We start from the raw sequence: 16,737 nt of genomic DNA, 5'->3' as shown, positions 1-16,737 counted from the left end.
GCCCCGGGGGCGCCCCCGCGGGGGGGCCGGGGCCGTGTGGGGGGGGGGGCGGGGTACTGTCGCCGGCCGGGGGTCTCCCGGGGGGGGGGGGCGGGGGGGGGCCCCCCCCCCCCCCCCCGGCACACCTCAGCCGCGGTCCGTTCTGGAATTCTTCAGAGCGGGTCGCGGCTGAGGCGATGCAGGTCCTTCCCGGACACGGTCCGGGAGGCACCCGGTTCTTTCTGCGGTTCCCGAACAGCGAGGAGGTCGGTGAAGATGCTCCTCGCTCTGCTTGTGAGCGGCCTGGTGGTGGCCCTGGTGGTGGTCGGGCTGTTTGTCTTCGGACTGCGCCGCAGACTCATCCAGCGCTCCGGCGGCACCTTCGACTGCAGCATGCGCTGGGGCGTGGCCGAGGAGCCCGACATCTCCGGCAAGGGCTGGGTGTACGGGGTCGCGCGCTACAGCGGTGACCGGATCGAGTGGTTCCGGGTGTTCTCGTACTCCCCCCGGCCGCGCCGGCTGCTGGAGCGGTCCTCCATCGAGGTCCTCGCCCGCCGCGCCCCCGAGGGCGAGGAGGAGCTGGCGCTGCTGTCCGACGCGGTCGTGCTCGGGGCGGTGCACCAGGGGACCCGGCTGGAGCTGGCGATGAGCGACGACGCGCTCACCGGCTTCCTCGCGTGGCTGGAGGCGGCGCCGCCCGGCCAGCGCGTGAACGTCGCCTGACCCTTCGCGTCGCCTGACCCTTCGCGTCGCCCGGTCCCTCGTCACCCGGTCCCTCTTTCCGGCCCGGTCCTCCGGCCCGGCTTCTTCGGTCGGCCTCTCCCGGCCAGTGGCCTCTCCCGCCCCGCGTTTCCCGCCCGTCGCCGGTCCGTACCGGCTCGTACGGGCCCGTACGCCGTGTGGCCCCGGGAGCCCCTGTCGCCGTGCGTCCCGTGTGCTCCGCCTCCCCGCTCCCGGCGGTGTCCGGCGCGTGTCCGTGACTCCTCCGGGTGCGTGCCCTCGTACGTCCTTCGCACCGCCTCCGCCTCCGTGCCCGTGCGCCGTTCCGGGCGGGCGGGCACGGGAGGCGGACATGAAGAAGCCGGGAAGAAGGGGGACGGACCCTTCTTCCCGGCTTCGTTCGTGAACCGGTTTCAGTACGTGGGGTTACTGGAGACCGGAGTGGACCGCGTTGGCGAGCTCACCGTTGCTGGTGTCGCCGCTGAACTCCCAGTAGAAGGCGCCCTTGAGGCCCTGCTGCTTGGTCCAGGCCATCTTGCTGCTGATGGTGGCCGGGGTGTCGTAGCTCCACCAGTTGGTGCCGCACTTGGCGTAGGCGGTGCCGGCGACGGTGCCGGTGGGCGGGCAGATGTTCTTCAGGACCTTGTAGTCCTCGTTGCCCGCCTCGTACGTGGCCGGCGCGGGCCCGGTGGCGGTGCCGCCGGGGGTGTCCTGGGTGACTCCGGTCCAGCCTCGGCCGTAGAAGCCGATGCCGAGGACGAGCTTGGAGGCGGGGATGCCCTTGCCCCTGAGCTTGGTGATGGCGGCCTCGGAGGTGAAACCGGCGGTCGGGAGACCGGCGTACGAGGTCAGCGGGGAGTGCGGGGCGGTCGGGCCCTTGGTCGCCCACGCACCGAAGAAGTCGTACGTCATGACGTTGTAGTAGTCGAAGTACTGCGCGGCTCCGGCGTAGTCGGCGACGTCGAGCTTGCCGCCGTTGGAACCGTCGGCCGAGATGGCGGCGGTGACCAGGTTGCTGGTGCCGAACTTGGTGCGCAGCGCCGAGGCCAGGTTCTTCAGGGAGGCCGCGCCACTGGTGTCACAGGTCAGACCGCAGGCGTTCGGGTACTCCCAGTCGACGTCGATGCCGTCGAACACGTCGGCCCAGCGCGGGTCCTCGACCAGGGCGTAGCAGGAGTCGGCGAAGGCGGCCGGGTTGGCGGCGGCCTGGCCGAAGCCACCGGACCAGGTCCAGCCGCCGAACGACCACAGGACCTTGAGGTTCGGGTTCTGGGCCTTCAGCTTGCGGAGCTGGTTGAAGTTGCCGCGCAGCGGCTGGTCCCAGGTGTCGGCGACGCCGTCGACGCTCTGGTCGGCGGTGTACGCCTTGTCGTAGTCGGCGTAGGAGTCACCGATCGTGCACTTGCCGTTCTGCACGTTGCCGAAGGCGTAGTTGATGTGCGTGATCTTCGAGGCGGTGCCCGAGGTGACCAGGTTCTTCACGTGGTAGTTGCGGCCGTAGACGCCCCACTGGGTGAAGTAGCCGAGCTTGATCTTGGCGCCCGGGTCGGGGTTGGGACCGCCGCCCGTGGTGGTCACCGATACGGGCGCGGAGGCCGGACCCGTCTGGTCGATGGTGTCGCGGGCGACCACGGTGTAGTTGTACGCGGTGGCCTTGGTGAGACCGGAGTCCCCGTAGGTCGTGGTGTTGACCGTGGCTATCTTGGCGCCGTTGCGGTAGACGTCGTAGTTCTTGACGCCCTTGTCATCGGTGGCCGCGCCCCAGCTCAGGGTCAGCGCGGTGTCGGTGACGCCGCTCGCGGTGGGCGTACCGGGAGCGGAGGGGAGGCTGTCGCCGGGCTGGGGAGTCCCGTCACAGGAGTTGCCGTTGATCTTGCAGCCTGTGGGGGAGCCGGGGCCGGTGCCGTTGAAGCCGAAGCTCACGATGGCGCCGGGGGCGAGCGTTCCGTTCCAGCTGATGTTCTTGCCGGTCCAGTGGTTGTTCGCGCCGGTGACGGTGGCGTCCCAGGCGGAGGTGACCGTGGTGCCGGCGGGGAAGTCCCACTCGACGGTCCAGCTGGTCAGGGTGGTGGTGCCGGTGTTCTTCACCGTCCACCTGCCCTCGAAGCCGGAGCCCCAGTCGGACGCCTTCGCGAAGGTGGCGCTCGCGGAGGTGGCGGCCTGGGCGGGGCCGGCCAGCGCGACGAGCCCGGAGACGGGCAGGGCGAGGGCGGCGACGACCGCTGCCACTCGGGTGAAGAATTTGGTGCGCCTTGTGCGGGGTGGGGGTGCTGTGCTCAAGGGTGTTCCTCCGTAGGTCCGTCGAGGCCGTCGGGCCGGCCACGACATGGGGGTGGGACCTGCGCCGCCCGTGAGCACGCTTGGTATCGCACGCTCACCACAGTGTTGCCGTGAGACTAGAAAGGTCTGGACCAAGCGTCAAGAGGTCCAGACCTCCTGGAGGAACGGTTCCGAGTGATTTTCTAGAGCCCCAACTCCCGCGCCAGCACCGCGGCTTGCACCCGGCTGCGCAGTTCCAGCTTGCCCAGCACCCTGCTGACGTGCGTCTTCACCGTCGCCTCGGCCATCTCCAGCTGCGCCGCGACCTCCGCGTTGGACAACCCCCGGCCCAGAGACGCGAGTACTTCCCGTTCCCGGGGTGTCAGGGATTCCAGAGCGGCCGAGGTGCCCGGATCGGGTTCCTGACGCCGGTGCCGGTCCGCGGCGAACTCGGCGATCAGCCGCCGGGTCACCGCCGGGGCGATCAGCCCCTCCCCGCGCGCGACGGTCCGTACCGCCCCGATCAGCTCCGCCGCCTCCGCGTTCTTCAGCAGGAAGCCGCCGGCTCCGGCGCGCAGCGCGCCGAAGACGTACTCGTCCAGGTCGAAGGTGGTCAGGACCAGGACGTCGGCCAGCCCCTCCGCGACCACCTGACGGGTCGCCGACACCCCGTCCAGCCGGGGCATCTGCACATCCATCAGGACCAGGTCCGGCCGCAGCTCACGGGCCAGGCGCACCGCCTCCTCCCCGTCCGCGGCCTCGCCCACGACCTCGATGTCACCCGCGCTGCGCAGGATGAGGACCAGCCCCGCCCGTACCGCGCTCTGGTCCTCGGCCACCACCACCCGGACGGTCATCCGGTCACCATCCTCTCCTCGGCGGGCAGGGCCGCCCGTACCCGCCACACCGTCCTGGCCGGACCGGCCGGCAGCACCGGACCGGCCGGACCTGCGGCGAACTCCCCGCCCAGCAGCTCCGTCCGCTCGCGCATGCCGATCAGCCCGGCCCCGGAACCGGGGGCGCGGGGGCCCGGCCGGTCCCCGTACGGGGAGTCCACCGCGACGGTCAGCAGCGGGCCGGTACGGGCCACCCGGACGGTGACCGTGCCCGGCACGGCGTGCTTGAGCGCGTTGGTCAGCGACTCCTGGACGATCCGGTACGCGGCCAGCTCCACCGGGGCCGGCAGCGACGGGCCGGGTGGCCGGTCGTCGTGGAGCACGCAGTCCAGCCCGCTCGCCCGGCCGTTGGCGCGGGCCTGGCCGAGCAGGGCCTCCAGCCCGTCCAGGGAGGGGGTGGCGACCGCCTCCGACCCGGCCCCGGCGTCCCGCAGCAGACCGATCAGCCGTCGCATCTCGGCCAGGCCCTGCACGCTGTTCTCCCGGATCACCCCGAGCGCGTCACGGCTGGTCGCGGGCGAATCGATGGAGAGCGCGGCGGTGGAGTGGATGGCGATGGCGGAGAGGTGGTTGGCCACCATGTCGTGCAGCTCCCGGGCCATCCGGGCCCGCTCGGCGGCGACGGCCTGGGTACGGTCCATCTCGGCCAGCAGCGCGGTCTGCTCGGCGCGCAGCCGGGCGGCCACGGCGGCCTCGCGGTGGTTGCGCAGCGTGGCGCCGGTCAGGGCCGGGCCGAAGCTGACGATGCCGGTGATGACGCCGATCAGCAGGGCCTGCGGGGTGCGCAGCCAGACCAGCGAGGCGAAGGTGACGGCGAGGGTGATCAGGCCGGTGGTGACCGGGAGCCGCCGGGCCATGGACGGTTTCCCGTAGACGACGGCCGCGTACATCAGGTCGGTGAAGATCAGGACGGTGGCGGCGCTGCCCACGGTGAACTGGTCGGCGATCAGACCGACGGTGCCGACGCCCAGGGTCACCGAGGGCGCGGAGCGGCGCAGCAGCTCCATCGCGCCGAGGGCGAAGAGGGGGACCAGGGCCGCCCATGCGGGCAGGAAGTACCGGTTGCCGGTGCTGTACACGCCGAGCGACCAGAGCAGGACGCCGACGGCCACGCTGAGCGCGGCGAGGAGGACGTCGTCGCGGTGCGGGCGCAGGCTGCGGACGGTCATCCTCCCATCCAACACGGTGCCGGGGCCCCCGTCCTCGGTGCCTGGGCGGAAGCGGGCCCCGGGCGGGTACACCGAAGGATGCAGCCGTCTCTCCTCACCGCGGACGACGCGCCGGGCCGGGCGGGACGGGAGGCTGGGAAGAGCCGTGACGTGATCGCTCCTCCTCCCTCTTCTCCCTCTCCTCCTACGGCTGACACCACCACCATTGCCACCACCACCGCCGGAAGGAAGTGCCGTGCTCGTCGCTCTGATCATCGCCTGCGAGGTCGGGTTCTGGGTGCTGCTGGCCGCCGGGCTGGCGCTGCGCTACCTCGCGAAGATGCCCAGGCTGGGGGCGGCGGTCCTGCTGTGCGAGCCGCTGCTGGAGCTGGTCCTGCTGGTGGCCTCCGTCCTGGACCTGAAGAACGGGGGCGAGCCGGGCTGGGCGCACGGCCTGGCGGCCCTCTACATCGGCTACACCGTGGGCTACGGCCACTACACGGTGAAGTGGCTCGACGGCCATGCCGCCCACCGCTTCGCCGGGGGCCCCAAGCCGCCCGGCAGCCTGTACGGCCGGGCCCGTTCCGTCCACGAGTGGAAGCTGTGGCTACGGACCCTGGCGGGGGTCGCCGTCGCGGCCGGGCTGCTCCAGGCCGGGATCTGGTACGTCGGGGACGTGGCCGACACGAGCGGGCTGCGGTCGTGGCAGCTCGTCGCCCTGCGGGTGCTGGGCATCCAGGCCCTGGTCGCGGTGGCGTACACGATCTGGCCGCGCAAGGACCCGGCGGCGGGGGCCGCCGGGGCGGCCGGTCCGGTGCGGGAGCGGGCCGACCACCTCTGACGGCATGGCCGGAAACCGCCGTACGCGGGCGGGCCCTTCCGGTACCGGACCGGGGCCGCTACCGGACCGGGGTCGGGTCCGGACCGGCGGCCGGGGCCGGTGCGGGGGTCAGCGTTCGCCGCCCGGGACCCACAGGACGTCCCCGACCTCCTTGTTGGCCGTGCGGGCCAGGATGAACAGGAGGTCGGAGAGGCGGTTGAGGTAGGTCGCCGTCAGCGGGTTCATCACCTCGGCGTGGACCTCCAGCGCCGCCCAGGTGGAGCGTTCGGCGCGGCGGACCACCGTGCACGCCTGGTGGAGCAGGGCCGCGCCGGGGGTGCCGCCCGGGAGGATGAAGCTGCGCAGCTTCTCCAGCTCCTCGTTGAAGGTGTCGCAGTCGGCCTCCAGCGTGTCGATGTAGAACTGCTCGACGCGCAGGGGCGGGTACTTCGGGTCCTCGACCACCGGGGTGCACAGGTCCGCGCCCACGTCGAACAGGTCGTTCTGCACCCGGACCAGCACCTTCACGACCTCGTCCGCCAGCCCGCCGAGCGCGATCGCCGCCCCGATGGCCGCGTTGGCCTCGTTGGCGTCGGCGTACGCGGAGATCCGCAGGTCGGTCTTGGCCGTCCGGCTCATGTCACCGAGGGCGGTCGTGCCCCGGTCGCCGGTACGGGTGTAGATGCGCGTGAGGTTCACCATGCCGTCAGCGTAGACGGGCCGGCCGGGGAAAACCGGGCGCGGGAACCGCCCCGGCCCGCGTAGCGTCGGGGGCGGCGCACCCCGCCCGGGGGTCGCGGGCGGGTTCCGTACCGGCCCGCGGCGACTGGCCGAAACGGTGCGGTACGGCCGTCCCGGGGCGGTCCGGGAGGGGCCGGGGAGGAGTACGGGCGGCCGTGCGTGCGGCCGTGCGGCGCGCGAACTGGGCGACTGCGCAAGGGTGCTGGGCCGTCCCGGTGTGATGTCCGTCATCTGAGACGTGACGCGTGTTACTTCCCGGTCACACGGCACCGCACGGGCGCTAGTCTCCGCCGGAGAGGCCGTGGGACCGGTCCGCGTCGGGACCGGTGCGCTATCAAGAACGTGGGGTGTGCAGTGGCTGGGAAGCTCGCCGTCATCGGTGCCGGACTCATGGGTTCCGGAATTGCTCAGGTCTCCGCTCAGGCGGGGTGGGAGGTCGTGCTGCGCGATGTCACCGACGCCGCGCTGACCCGTGGCACGGACGGGATCAAGACCTCGTACGACAAGTTCGTCTCCAAGGGCAGGCTGACGGCCGAGGACGCCTCGGCGGCACTGGCGCGCATCACCACCACCACCGACCTCGACGCGGTCGCCGACGCCGACATCGTCGTCGAGGCCGTCTTCGAGAAGATCGAGATCAAGCACGAGATCTTCCGCGCGCTCGACAAGCTCGTCCGGGAGGACGCGGTCCTCGCCTCCAACACCTCCGCCATCCCGATCACCAAGATCGCGGCGGTGACGGAGCGTCCGGAGCGGGTCGTCGGCGCGCACTTCTTCTCTCCCGTCCCGATGATGCAGCTGTGCGAACTCGTCCGCGGTTACCGGACCAGCGACGAGACCCTCGCCACCACCCGGGCGTTCGCCGAGTCGGTCGGCAAGACCTGCATCGTCGTCAACCGGGACGTCGCCGGGTTCGTGACGACCCGCCTGATCTCCGCACTGGTGGTCGAGGCCGCCAAGCTGTACGAGTCGGGCGTCGCCTCCGCCGAGGACATCGACATCGCCTGCAAGCTGGGCTTCGGGCACGCCATGGGGCCGCTGGCCACCGCCGACCTCACGGGTGTCGACATCCTGCTGCACGCCACCGGAAACATCTACACCGAGTCGCAGGACGAGAAGTTCGCGCCGCCGGAGCTCATGCGGCGGATGGTGGACGCCGGTGACATCGGCCGCAAGAGCGGCCGGGGCTTCTACCAGTACTGAGGCCGTCCGGGCCCGGGCCGGCCCGGACGACGGGGGTCCGGACCGGTGGGAGCCGACCGGTAGGGACCCGGCCGGTCACCCGGGCACTCTCGTTCGAACGTCTTCACTCCTCGGAGTGAAATAGGTACCGGTTCACTCACGGGCGGCAACTTCCCCGCCCGCACGGCAGTCAGTTGCTGTGAGAGTGGCCGACCACGGACCAATCGGACCATACGTACGCAGTTACGCCGTACCGCCGGGAGCACACATGCACATCAGGGGCGACCACGCCGAACTGGCCGTCGGGGGCCGCCTCGACGTGCGCAGCGCGGCGGACGCCCGTACGGCCTTGCACACCGCCCTGGACGACGGCCACGGCGACCTCGTGCTCGACCTCACCGGGCTGGACTCCTGGGACGCGACCGGCCTCGGCGTGATCATGGGGGCCCACCGGCGGGCCGGCCGCGGCGGGCGCCGGCTCGTCCTGCGCGGGGTGCCGCCGCAGATGCAGCGGCTGCTGGTGGCCACCCGGCTCCACCGCATCCTCGCGATCGAGGGCGGCCTGGAAGCGGAGTCACTGCCCCGGGTGTGAACCCCGCGCCCCCGCACCCCGGGGGAGCACCACCGCCCCCGCACCGTCCCCGCCGGACGCGGGGTTCCTTGACGGGAGCACCCCGGCGGTTCCCGCCCCGGCGGCCACGGTCTAGGGTCGGGCGGAAACCGAACCGGCGGCGACAACGGTGTGCGAAGACCGGGCGGGGTGGCACGACGGCGAGGCGTACGGCCCGCGATCGGGGGACTTGGTCATGGACCGCACGCACGGGCGCACTCAAGGACAGGACACGGGCGTGCCCGGCACGGGCGGCGCACGACAGGCCGCGCTGACCGCCGGGGCCTTCGCCCTCACCGTCGACCCCGCCGACGGCACCGGGATCGAGGCGAGACCGTCCGACACCGGAACCGGAACCGGATCGGGGGCCACGACCGCCGTGGCCGGGCCGGGCGCCGCCGGAGCCGACCGCCCGGACCGCACCGCCCGCGCCGAACGCCCCGCCCGGCGCGCAGCCGCCGCCCGCGCCGCGCGGGACGCCGCCGCACGGCCCCCCGTACCGCCGGGGCCCCTCCCGGCCGCCCGGCTGTCGCCGGAGCGCGAGGAGGAGCGGGACCGGCTCGTCGCACTGCTGGGCCGGGGCCGGTCCGTACGGCTCACCGGGCCCGCCGGATCGGGCCGTACCACCCTGCTCGACGCGGTCGCCGACCGCTGCGCGCACCTCGCCCCCGACGGCGTCGTCCGGCTGTCCGGACACGGCCACCAGCACCCCGGCGAGCTGCTCCACGCGCTCCACGCGGCCGTGTACGAGGCCCCGGGCGAGCGGCCCGGCCGGGACGTGCTCCTGGACCGCGTACGGGAGATCGGGGCCGTCGTCCTCCTCGACGACCTGGAGCTGAGCGGCCCCGCCCTCGACGAACTGCTGCGCGCCACCCCCGAGTGCGCCTACCTGCTGGCCGCCACCCCCGAGAACCGCGCCGCCTGCGACGACACGCACCTGGAGGAGGTCTTCCTCGGCGGACTGGGCGAGGAGGCCTGCACGGAAATGCTGGAGACCGCGCTGGGACGGCCGCTCACGGAGGAAGAGGGCGACTGGGCGCGGGAGCTGCGCACCGCCTCCGGAGGGCTGCCGCTGCGCTTCGTCCAGGCGGCGGCGCTGCTGCGCGGGCGTGACGGGCTGCGCCGCACCGAGGACGACGACGAGGAGCCCGGGGTCTTCGAGGGCCGCCCGCGCGAGGCCGTCGAGGTCCCGCTGCCCACCCCGGCCGAGGCGGCGGCCCCGGCCGCGCTGCTGGCCGCACGGGCCGGCGGGTCGGTGCGCGCGGCCCTGCGGATCGCGTGCGCGCTGGGCGGCGAACTGCCCCACCACGCGCACCTGCCCGCGCTGGTCGGGGACGCGCACGCGGACACGGCCGTGGCGGAGCTGCTGGGCAGCGGACTGGTGACCCCGGTCGGGCCCCGCTACCGGCTGGCCGCCGGGGTCGCCCGGCAGCTCGCGGAGGCCGGGTACGCGGACACCGCGGCGGAGGAGGCCCGTACGGCCGCCCGGCACTACGCCTGGTGGACCGGGCACGCCTCGGTGACCCCGGGGCGGGTCGCGGCGGAGGCGGACGCGGTCCTGGCCGCGCTGGCCGGGGCGGACGTGGTGGCGGCGGTCCTGCTGGCCAGGACGGCGGCCCCGGCGTTCGCGGCCTCGCTCCACTGGGAGGCGTGGGAACGGGTGCTGCGCGCGGGCGCCGAGGCCGCGCGGAAGGCGGGGGAGGTCGCGGAACAGGCGTACTTCCACCACGAACTCGGGGTCCTCGCGCTGTGCGAGGGACGGCTGGACCGGGCGCGGGCGGAGCTGGAGACCTCGGTCGGGCTGCGCGGGGCGCTGGCGGACCGCCGGGGCACGGAGACGGGCCGGCGGGCGCTGGCACTGGTCGCCGACGGCGAGACGGCCGGGGCGGCCGGGGCGACGGTGTCGCCGCCCCTGCGCCTGGAACCCCCGGCGGCCGGGACGGCGGCCGTGCCCCCGGCGGCCGGAGCGGTGGCGGCGGCAGCGGGCCCTGCGGCTCCGGTGGTGGTTCCGGCGGTTCCGGCGGCGGGGGGTGCCGGGCCGGTGGTGTTCGCGCCGGTGATCCCGGTGCCGCCGGCCGCCGGGCCGGTGGGGCGTCCCGCGGCGGCGGTCGTGCCGGGCACCACGGACCCGGTGGTGTCCGGGGCGTCGGGGGAGCGGGCCCCGGCGGCTCCTGTGGCACGGGCGGCTCAGGATGCCCGGGTGGTTCCAGCCGTTTCTGAGGCGGTGACGCGGGTGACTCCGGTGACACCTGTGGCGTCGGAGGCTGTGACCACCGCGACCCCGGTGGTGGCCGCGACGACGGTGACGGCCGCGCTGCCGGTGGTGCAGGTGACCACGGTGACTCCCGTGGTGCGGGTGTCCCCGCCGGCCTCCGAGGCCTCGTCCGCCCCCGGTACCCCGCCGGTTCCCGGGGCCCCGCCGTTCCCTGAGGTCCCGGCCTCCCGGTCCACCCCGGTGACCGTGGTCACGCCCGTGATCCGGCCCCCGGGTGCCACGGTCGCCCTGCCCGCGATGTTCGAGGACGCCTTCCCGCCCGCACCCGCGCCGGAGCTGTCGCCCGTCCCGGAGCCCGTGCCCGGACCGGCCCCGGCCTCCGGCCGGCGGCTGGTTCTCCTGGCGGTGGCGGGGGCGCTGACGCTGGTGGCGCTGGGCACGGTGGTGGCTCTGGCCATGTCCTCGCCGCAGACCGCGCCCCCGCCGAAGGGGCCGGTGGGTTCCTCGGCCCCGGTCCCGGCCCTCCCCGCGGTGCCGGGCACCGGCGGGCACGACCCCGTACCGGAATCCGCCTCGTCGGCCCCGGTCCCGTCCTCGACGTCCTCGCCGTCGGCCCCGTCGGCGACCGGCGCGGGCCGGTCCCCGAGCACCAGGCCGGAGGGTGGGCCCAACCCGGCGTCCTCGGCCCGTACGACGCCCCCGCGCCGCCCGGCCTCCACCTCTCCGGCGTCCCGGCCGACCAGGACCGCCTCGCCGTCGAAGACCACCGGGGAGCCCCCGTCGACGCCCCCGACACCCGGCGGTTCCGCGTCGGCTTCCCCGACGGGTCCGGCCGCGGCGGCGCACGGCAGCGGCACCTGACCGCCTCCGGCCCGCCCGGAACCGGAACCGGCGTGCGCGGAACCGGGACGACGCGAACAGGCGCGACCGGAACAGGGGCCAGGTGATGGAGAAAAGCCCCTGTTCAGGTTCTGAACAGGGGCTGGCCAGGTTCGGCAGGGCGGCCGGGGAGCGAACCGGAACGGGGTCCGGGGCTCAGAACAGGCGGAGCTTGTCGTCCTCGATGCCGCGCATGGCGTTGTAGTCCAGGATCACGCAGTCCATCCCGCGGTCGGTGGCCAGGACCCGTGCCTGCGGCTTGATCTCCTGGGCCGCGAAGACGCCCCGCACCGGAGCCAGGTGCGGATCGCGGTTGAGCAGTTCGAGGTAGCGGGTGAGCTGCTCGACACCGTCGATCTCGCCGCGGCGCTTGATCTCCACGGCCACCGTGGCGCCGGAGGCGTCCCGGCACAGGATGTCCACCGGGCCGATCGCCGTCATGTACTCGCGCCGGATGAGCGTGTAGCCCTCGCCCAGCGTGTCGATGCGGTCGGCGAGGAGCTCCTGGAGGTGCGCCTCCACGCCGTCCTTGATCAGACCCGGGTCGATGCCAAGCTCGTGGGAGGAGTCGTGGAGGACTTCTTCCATCGTGATGATGAGCTTCTCGCCCGCTTTGTTGACGACCGTCCACACGCCGGCCTCGTCCCCGCTCCCCTCTTTGAGGGTGCACGGGGGCGACATCCAGTTGAGCGGTTTGTACGCCCGGTCGTCCGCGTGGATCGAGACACTGCCGTCGGCCTTCACGAGGATCAGACGGGGTGCCGAGGGCAGATGGGCGGTGAGCCGGCCCGCGTAGTCGACGGAGCAGCGGGCAATGACGAGACGCATGGTCGGCAACGCTACTCGACCGACGGCCCTCCACGCGATTCGCCCCTGAAAGCCCCGTTCGCGGATGGCGCGTTGTATGCGCATTCTCCTGGTGCGGTCCCCACCGGGCGCCTACCGTGGTGTGCGGGAGGTTGCCGAGCGTGCACGCAGCGTCGCGGCCTCCCTCCCTGCCCGTAAGACTTCGGCTACCCGAACGGCCGGGGTCGCGAGAGGAGAACCCATGTCGCTCGACGTCTCACCGGCCCTACTCGAACAGGCCGAGCGAGGCGAGGTCGACGAAGCAGCCTTCGTCGACTGCGTCCGGACCTCCCTGCCCTACGCATGGGAGATGGTCAGCTCGCTGGTGGCCCAGCTGAAGGTGGACGGCGGACAGTTCGCCGACAACCAGACGCCGCCGCCCGACGAGCAGGCGCGCGGGCAGCTGCTGCGCGCGCTCGCGAGTGACGCGATACGCGGTGCGCTGCAGCGCCACTTCGGAGTGCGCCTGGCCTTCCAGAACTGCCACCGGGTGGCCGTGTTCCCGCTGGACCCCTCGGTGGACGACCGGCTCGCCAAGTTCACGTCGATCCGCGGCCAGCTGCTCAACCAGTCACCGGAGATGCGGGACTGCTAGTGCCAGCACCTGGGCAGTAGGTACCGGGTACTTGCCGGAGGGCGGGCCCGTCCGAGGGCGGCCCGTCGCCTGTCCGCACGCCTGCTGAGCCTGTGCTTTCTGCATGCCCGTACTTCTGTATGTCTGTCTGTAGTTCCGTACTCAGTTCCGTGTTCCCGTACATCGCTCATCGCTGCCGCTCCTGCCCGGGGCGGCAGCCCTGGTCTCAGCCGAGGCGGGGCAGGACGTCGGTGCCGAGGCGCCGTACGTTCTCCTCCGTCGCGGCGAGGTCGCCGGAGCCTTCCGTCAGGAGGGCGAACCGGGTGATGCCGGTGCGTTCGGAGGTCGCCGCCAGCCGGTCGGCCGCCAGCTCCGGGGTGCCCACGGGATGCAGGGAGCACAGCAGCTCCGTGTACGCGACCGGGTCGCGCATCGCGCGTCCCCGGCCGTCGACCGTCACATGGGCCTCCAGCCCCTGCCGCAGCCACCCGGGCATCGACTTCAGCAGGGTCTCGCGGGCGTCCTCGGTACGGTCCGCCAGCTGGCAGACCCCCGCCGAGACGTGTCCCGCACCGGTCACGGACTCCGGCGCGTGGCCCGCCGCCAGGGCGGTACGCCGCCACAGCGCGACCATCTCGGCCTTCTCCTCGTCCCCGCAGTGCATGCCCAGCAGCATCGGCAGCCCCCGCGCCGCGGCGAGCCGTACCGAGGCCGGCGAGGTGCAGGCGACGATCACCTCCGGTCCCGGCCCCGGCCCGTCGCCTCCGGTCCGGCCCAGCGCCTCCGCGGGCCGTGGCACGACGGCCACCTCACGGAACGCGTACCGCCCGCCCGAGGCCCCCACCACCGGCTCGTCCAGCCAGCGCCGCAGCAGGTCCAGGGCCTCCGGGAAGCCGTTCTCGTACGCGTCCAGACCTCCGCCGAACACCTCCAGGTCGACCCACGGGCCACCCCGCCCGACCCCGAGGCTGAACCGGCCGCCCGAGGTCAGGTGGAGCAGGGCCGCCTGCTCGCCGAGGGCCACCGGGTGCGTGCTCGGCAGTACGCTCACCGCCGTGCCCACCCGCAGCCGCCGGGTCCGGCCCAGCAGCAGGGCCGCGAGGGTCACCGCCGAGGGGCAGACCCCGTACGGCACGAAGTGGTGCTCGGCGAGCCAGACCGAGTCGAGCCCGGCCTCCTCGGCGACCTCGGCGGTCCGTACCGCCCGGTGCAGCGGCTCGCCCTGTCCCTGGCCCGGGAACTGGGCCGCCAGTACAAACGCTCCTACGCGCATCGCGCTCAGCCTCCTCGCGGCCGGGACGGCCTCCCCCAGGTGGACCGTCCCTCTTCCGGCAACAACGTCTGACACGTGCCAAGGGCACGGCCCGGAAGGAAAGTTATTGGGATTGTCGGGGAATCCTTCACCCGCGACCCTGCGGTGCCCCGGTCTCGCTGCGCGTAGTCTTGGAGAAAGCCGTTGCCGTCCCCCCATCCGTGAGGTATTCCGTGTCACCGCGCCACAACCGCCCCAGGGGCGGCGGGAATCCAGCCGACCGTCCGGACGCGGACCAGGGGCCCGGCCCGGGGAGTCTGGACCGGTACGGACTGGAACGCACCGAGGAGTACCAGGGCGAGGAGTGGAGGGTGCGGCACGTCGCGGGCGCGAGCGCGGCGGGCAAGCGCTACCGCTGTCCCGGCTGCGACCAGGAGATCCCCTCCGGCACCCCGCACCTGGTGGCCTGGCCGGAGTACGGCGGCGTGGACGACCGGCGGCACTGGCACAAGGCGTGCTGGAACGCGAAGGACCGCCGCACCTCACGGGTGCAGCGGTCCAGGAACGCGCCGAAGTACTGACCGCACGGGTCAATACACCTAGGTGTCCTGGCGGCCGACCACCACGTACGACGCGGCGACCGCCGCGCCCGTGACCAGCAGGATCAGCGCCATCTGGGCGAAGCCGCCCGGCAGCTGCGCCCCGCTGGTGTCGGACAGCCCGAAGAGCTGCATCAGCGCCACCGGGGCGTTGTACCGCAAGGTGGTCTCCCCCACGGACGCGGCGGCCTCCCAGGCGATGAGCATGCCTCCGATCACCGGCGGCAGCGTCACCAGCCCGAGCATCACGGCCACCGCCCCGGCGGAGTGCCGGACCAGCGAGCCGACGGCGAGGGCGAGCACGCCCAGCAGCGTGACGTAGACGCAGCCCGCCAGCGCGCCGAGCCAGTCGCTGTCGGGGTGCGGCCCGGCGACCGGTCCGCTGTGCACGATCTGCGCGGCCAGGCCGACCACGAAGACCGAACCGGCGGTGGTGAGGAGGGCCGTGACCCCGAAGACGAGGTACTTCGCGGTGAGCACCCGGTAGCGGGTGGGGGAGGCGGTGAACGTGGTGCGGATCAGTCCCGTGCCGTGCTCGGAGGTGATGGTCAGGACGCCGAGCAGCATCACCGCCAGCTGTCCGACGAGCAGGCCGAAGAGGGCGGGCGCGGTGAACGGCATGTCCACGTAGTCCTGGTCCACGGTCTTGACGATGAAGAGCAGCCCGACGCCGACGACGGTCACCACGAGCGAGCCGAGCGTCCAGAGCGTGGAGCGGACCGAGACCAGCTTGGTCCACTCCGAGGCGAGCGCGTGCCCGAGGTGGGGCCGGGGGGTGGGCAGCGGCGAGGAGTAGACCCGGGGCCGCTCCGGGGGCGCGGCGGCCGGGCCGGTGAGGCCGCGCGCCGGGCCGGCGGGGGTGTGCGGGGGGCCGGTCGGGGCGGGGCCGGTCATCGGGTGTCCTCGGGGTCGTTCGGCGCGGTGCGGGCGAGCTCGCCGGGGGCGGCGGGCATCAGGAAGGGCTGCCCGCCCGCTCCGGGCGGCGCGGGCGCGTAGAACCCCCGCTGCGGGACCTCCGGCGCCGGGGCCTCGTCCTCCCACACCGGGAGGGTCAGCGGCTCCGGCTCCCACAGCTCGGCCCGCGGGTCGACGGAGGAGGTGTACTCGACGGAGGAGCGGGTCATCCGCAGGTACGCCTCCTCCAGCGAGGCCCGGTGCGGCGAGAGCTCCCACAGGCGGACGCCCGCCTCGTGGGCGAGGTCCGCGATGCGGGGCAGTTCCAGTCCGGTCACGCGCAGTGCTCCGTCGGGCTCCTGGAGGACCCGCCCGCCCGCCCTGGTCAGGACCGCACCCAGCGCGTCCCAGCCGTCCGGGCCGGTGTCGGCCGCGCGGACGCGCGCGAATCCGGCCGAGTTGTGCGTGATGAACTCCTGGGTGCCCATGTCGGCCAGCAGCCGTCCCCGGCCGATCACGATCAGGTGGTCGGCGGTCAGCGCCATCTCGCTCATCAGGTGGGAGGAGACGAAGACGGTACGGCCCTCGGCGGCGAGCCGGCGCATCAGCTCGCGGACCCAGAGGATGCCCTCGGGGTCGAGCCCGTTGACCGGTTCGTCGAACAGCAGCACCTGCGGGTCGCCGAGCAGGGCGGCGGCGATGCCGAGCCGCTGGCCCATGCCGAGCGAGAAGCCCTTCGCGCGCTGCCGGGCGACGTCCTGGAGCCCGACCACGGCCAGCACCTCGTCGACCCGCTTCTCCGGGATGCCGGAGAGCTGGGCGAGGGAGAGCAGGTGGGTGCGGGCCCGCCGGCCGCCGTGGACGGCCTTGGCGTCGAGCAGGGCCCCCACGTGGCGCTGGGCGTTCGGCAGCTCGCGGAAGGGGTGCCCGTTGATGGTGACCCGGCCGGAGGTGGGCCGGTCGAGGCCGAGGATCATGCGCATGGTGGTGGATTTCCCGGAGCCGTTGGGCCCCAGGAATCCGGTGACATGACCCGGCCTGACCTGGAAGGACAGCTGGTCGACGGCGGTCTTGGCGCCATAGAGCTTGGTCAGCCCGACTGCCTCGATCATCTTTGCTGCCC

At 73.5% G+C, this 16,737-nt stretch carries 15 protein-coding genes; 7 read left to right on the top strand and 8 right to left on the bottom strand.

Annotated elements, in window-relative coordinates:
- The first annotated feature begins 255 nt into the window (after positions 1-255).
- Complete coding sequence (locus ACIA5F_RS17295; protein ID WP_399353702.1) at positions 256-702, top strand: DUF2550 domain-containing protein; 447 nt, start codon at positions 256-258, stop codon at positions 700-702.
- 423 nt (positions 703-1,125) lie between these two features.
- Here ACIA5F_RS17295 and ACIA5F_RS17290 read toward each other — a convergent pair whose 3' ends face one another.
- From ACIA5F_RS17290 to ACIA5F_RS17280, 3 genes are all read right to left on the bottom strand, one after another.
- Positions 1,126-2,979, bottom strand: coding sequence for a glycosyl hydrolase family 18 protein (locus ACIA5F_RS17290; RefSeq protein WP_399353700.1), 1,854 nt, complete (start codon positions 2,977-2,979; stop codon positions 1,126-1,128).
- A 182-nt stretch (positions 2,980-3,161) separates the two neighbouring features.
- Positions 3,162-3,815: a response regulator gene (locus tag ACIA5F_RS17285; protein ID WP_399353698.1), complete on the bottom strand. Its 654-nt coding sequence runs from the start codon at positions 3,813-3,815 to the stop codon at positions 3,162-3,164.
- Positions 3,812-5,023 (bottom strand): sensor histidine kinase, encoded by a 1,212-nt coding sequence (locus ACIA5F_RS17280; RefSeq protein ID WP_399353696.1) that lies wholly within the window; start codon positions 5,021-5,023, stop codon positions 3,812-3,814. The genes ACIA5F_RS17285 and ACIA5F_RS17280 overlap by 4 nt, the downstream gene beginning before the upstream one ends.
- A 235-nt stretch (positions 5,024-5,258) precedes the next feature.
- On the opposite strand from ACIA5F_RS17280, the gene ACIA5F_RS17275 reads away from it, so the two are divergent.
- Positions 5,259-5,843: a hypothetical protein gene (locus ACIA5F_RS17275; protein WP_399353694.1), complete on the top strand. Its 585-nt coding sequence runs from the start codon at positions 5,259-5,261 to the stop codon at positions 5,841-5,843.
- 108 nt (positions 5,844-5,951) lie between these two features.
- Here the strand turns inward: ACIA5F_RS17275 and ACIA5F_RS17270 are convergent, their stop codons facing one another.
- Positions 5,952-6,524 carry a cob(I)yrinic acid a,c-diamide adenosyltransferase gene (locus ACIA5F_RS17270; RefSeq protein ID WP_399353692.1) on the bottom strand — a complete coding sequence of 191 codons (573 nt, stop codon included), beginning with the start codon at positions 6,522-6,524 and terminating at the stop codon, positions 5,952-5,954.
- Positions 6,525-6,917: 393 nt separating this feature from the next.
- On the opposite strand from ACIA5F_RS17270, the gene ACIA5F_RS17265 reads away from it, so the two are divergent.
- From ACIA5F_RS17265 to ACIA5F_RS17255, 3 genes are all read left to right on the top strand, one after another.
- On the top strand, positions 6,918-7,766 hold the full coding sequence (locus tag ACIA5F_RS17265; RefSeq protein ID WP_399353690.1) for a 3-hydroxyacyl-CoA dehydrogenase family protein: 849 nt from the start codon (positions 6,918-6,920) through the stop codon (positions 7,764-7,766).
- Between the two features lie 247 nt (positions 7,767-8,013).
- Entirely contained in the window at positions 8,014-8,337 is a 324-nt protein-coding gene (locus ACIA5F_RS17260) for an STAS domain-containing protein (RefSeq protein WP_399353687.1), read from the top strand.
- Between the two features lie 214 nt (positions 8,338-8,551).
- On the top strand, positions 8,552-11,431 hold the full coding sequence (locus ACIA5F_RS17255; protein WP_399353685.1) for an ATP-binding protein: 2,880 nt from the start codon (positions 8,552-8,554) through the stop codon (positions 11,429-11,431).
- Between the two features lie 174 nt (positions 11,432-11,605).
- Here ACIA5F_RS17255 and nucS read toward each other — a convergent pair whose 3' ends face one another.
- Positions 11,606-12,277, bottom strand: coding sequence for an endonuclease NucS (nucS, locus tag ACIA5F_RS17250; protein ID WP_399353683.1), 672 nt, complete (start codon positions 12,275-12,277; stop codon positions 11,606-11,608).
- 220 nt (positions 12,278-12,497) lie between these two features.
- Here nucS and ACIA5F_RS17245 point away from each other — a divergent pair, with 220 nt between their 5' ends.
- Entirely contained in the window at positions 12,498-12,890 is a 393-nt protein-coding gene (locus ACIA5F_RS17245) for an SCO5389 family protein (RefSeq protein WP_399353681.1), read from the top strand.
- A 205-nt stretch (positions 12,891-13,095) separates the two neighbouring features.
- On the opposite strand, the gene ACIA5F_RS17240 is transcribed toward ACIA5F_RS17245, so the two are convergent.
- Entirely contained in the window at positions 13,096-14,142 is a 1,047-nt protein-coding gene (locus ACIA5F_RS17240) for an LLM class flavin-dependent oxidoreductase (protein ID WP_399353679.1), read from the bottom strand.
- Positions 14,143-14,354: 212 nt separating this feature from the next.
- On the opposite strand from ACIA5F_RS17240, the gene ACIA5F_RS17235 reads away from it, so the two are divergent.
- Positions 14,355-14,702: an ATP/GTP-binding protein gene (locus ACIA5F_RS17235; RefSeq protein WP_399353678.1), complete on the top strand. Its 348-nt coding sequence runs from the start codon at positions 14,355-14,357 to the stop codon at positions 14,700-14,702.
- An 18-nt stretch (positions 14,703-14,720) separates the two neighbouring features.
- Here the strand turns inward: ACIA5F_RS17235 and ACIA5F_RS17230 are convergent, their stop codons facing one another.
- Positions 14,721-15,614: an ABC transporter permease gene (locus ACIA5F_RS17230; protein WP_399353675.1), complete on the bottom strand. Its 894-nt coding sequence runs from the start codon at positions 15,612-15,614 to the stop codon at positions 14,721-14,723.
- Positions 15,611-16,726, bottom strand: coding sequence for an ATP-binding cassette domain-containing protein (locus tag ACIA5F_RS17225; RefSeq protein WP_399353674.1), 1,116 nt, complete (start codon positions 16,724-16,726; stop codon positions 15,611-15,613). Before ACIA5F_RS17225 ends, ACIA5F_RS17230 begins: the two co-directional genes overlap by 4 nt.
- Positions 16,727-16,737: the final 11 nt, after the last annotated feature.

The organism is Streptomyces sp. NPDC051567 (assembly GCF_044454165.1).
Taxonomy (GTDB): Bacteria; Actinomycetota; Actinomycetes; order Streptomycetales; family Streptomycetaceae; genus Streptomyces.
The sequence above is the reverse complement of the archived record's forward strand: the minus strand, read 5'-3'. Positions and strand labels throughout refer to the sequence as shown.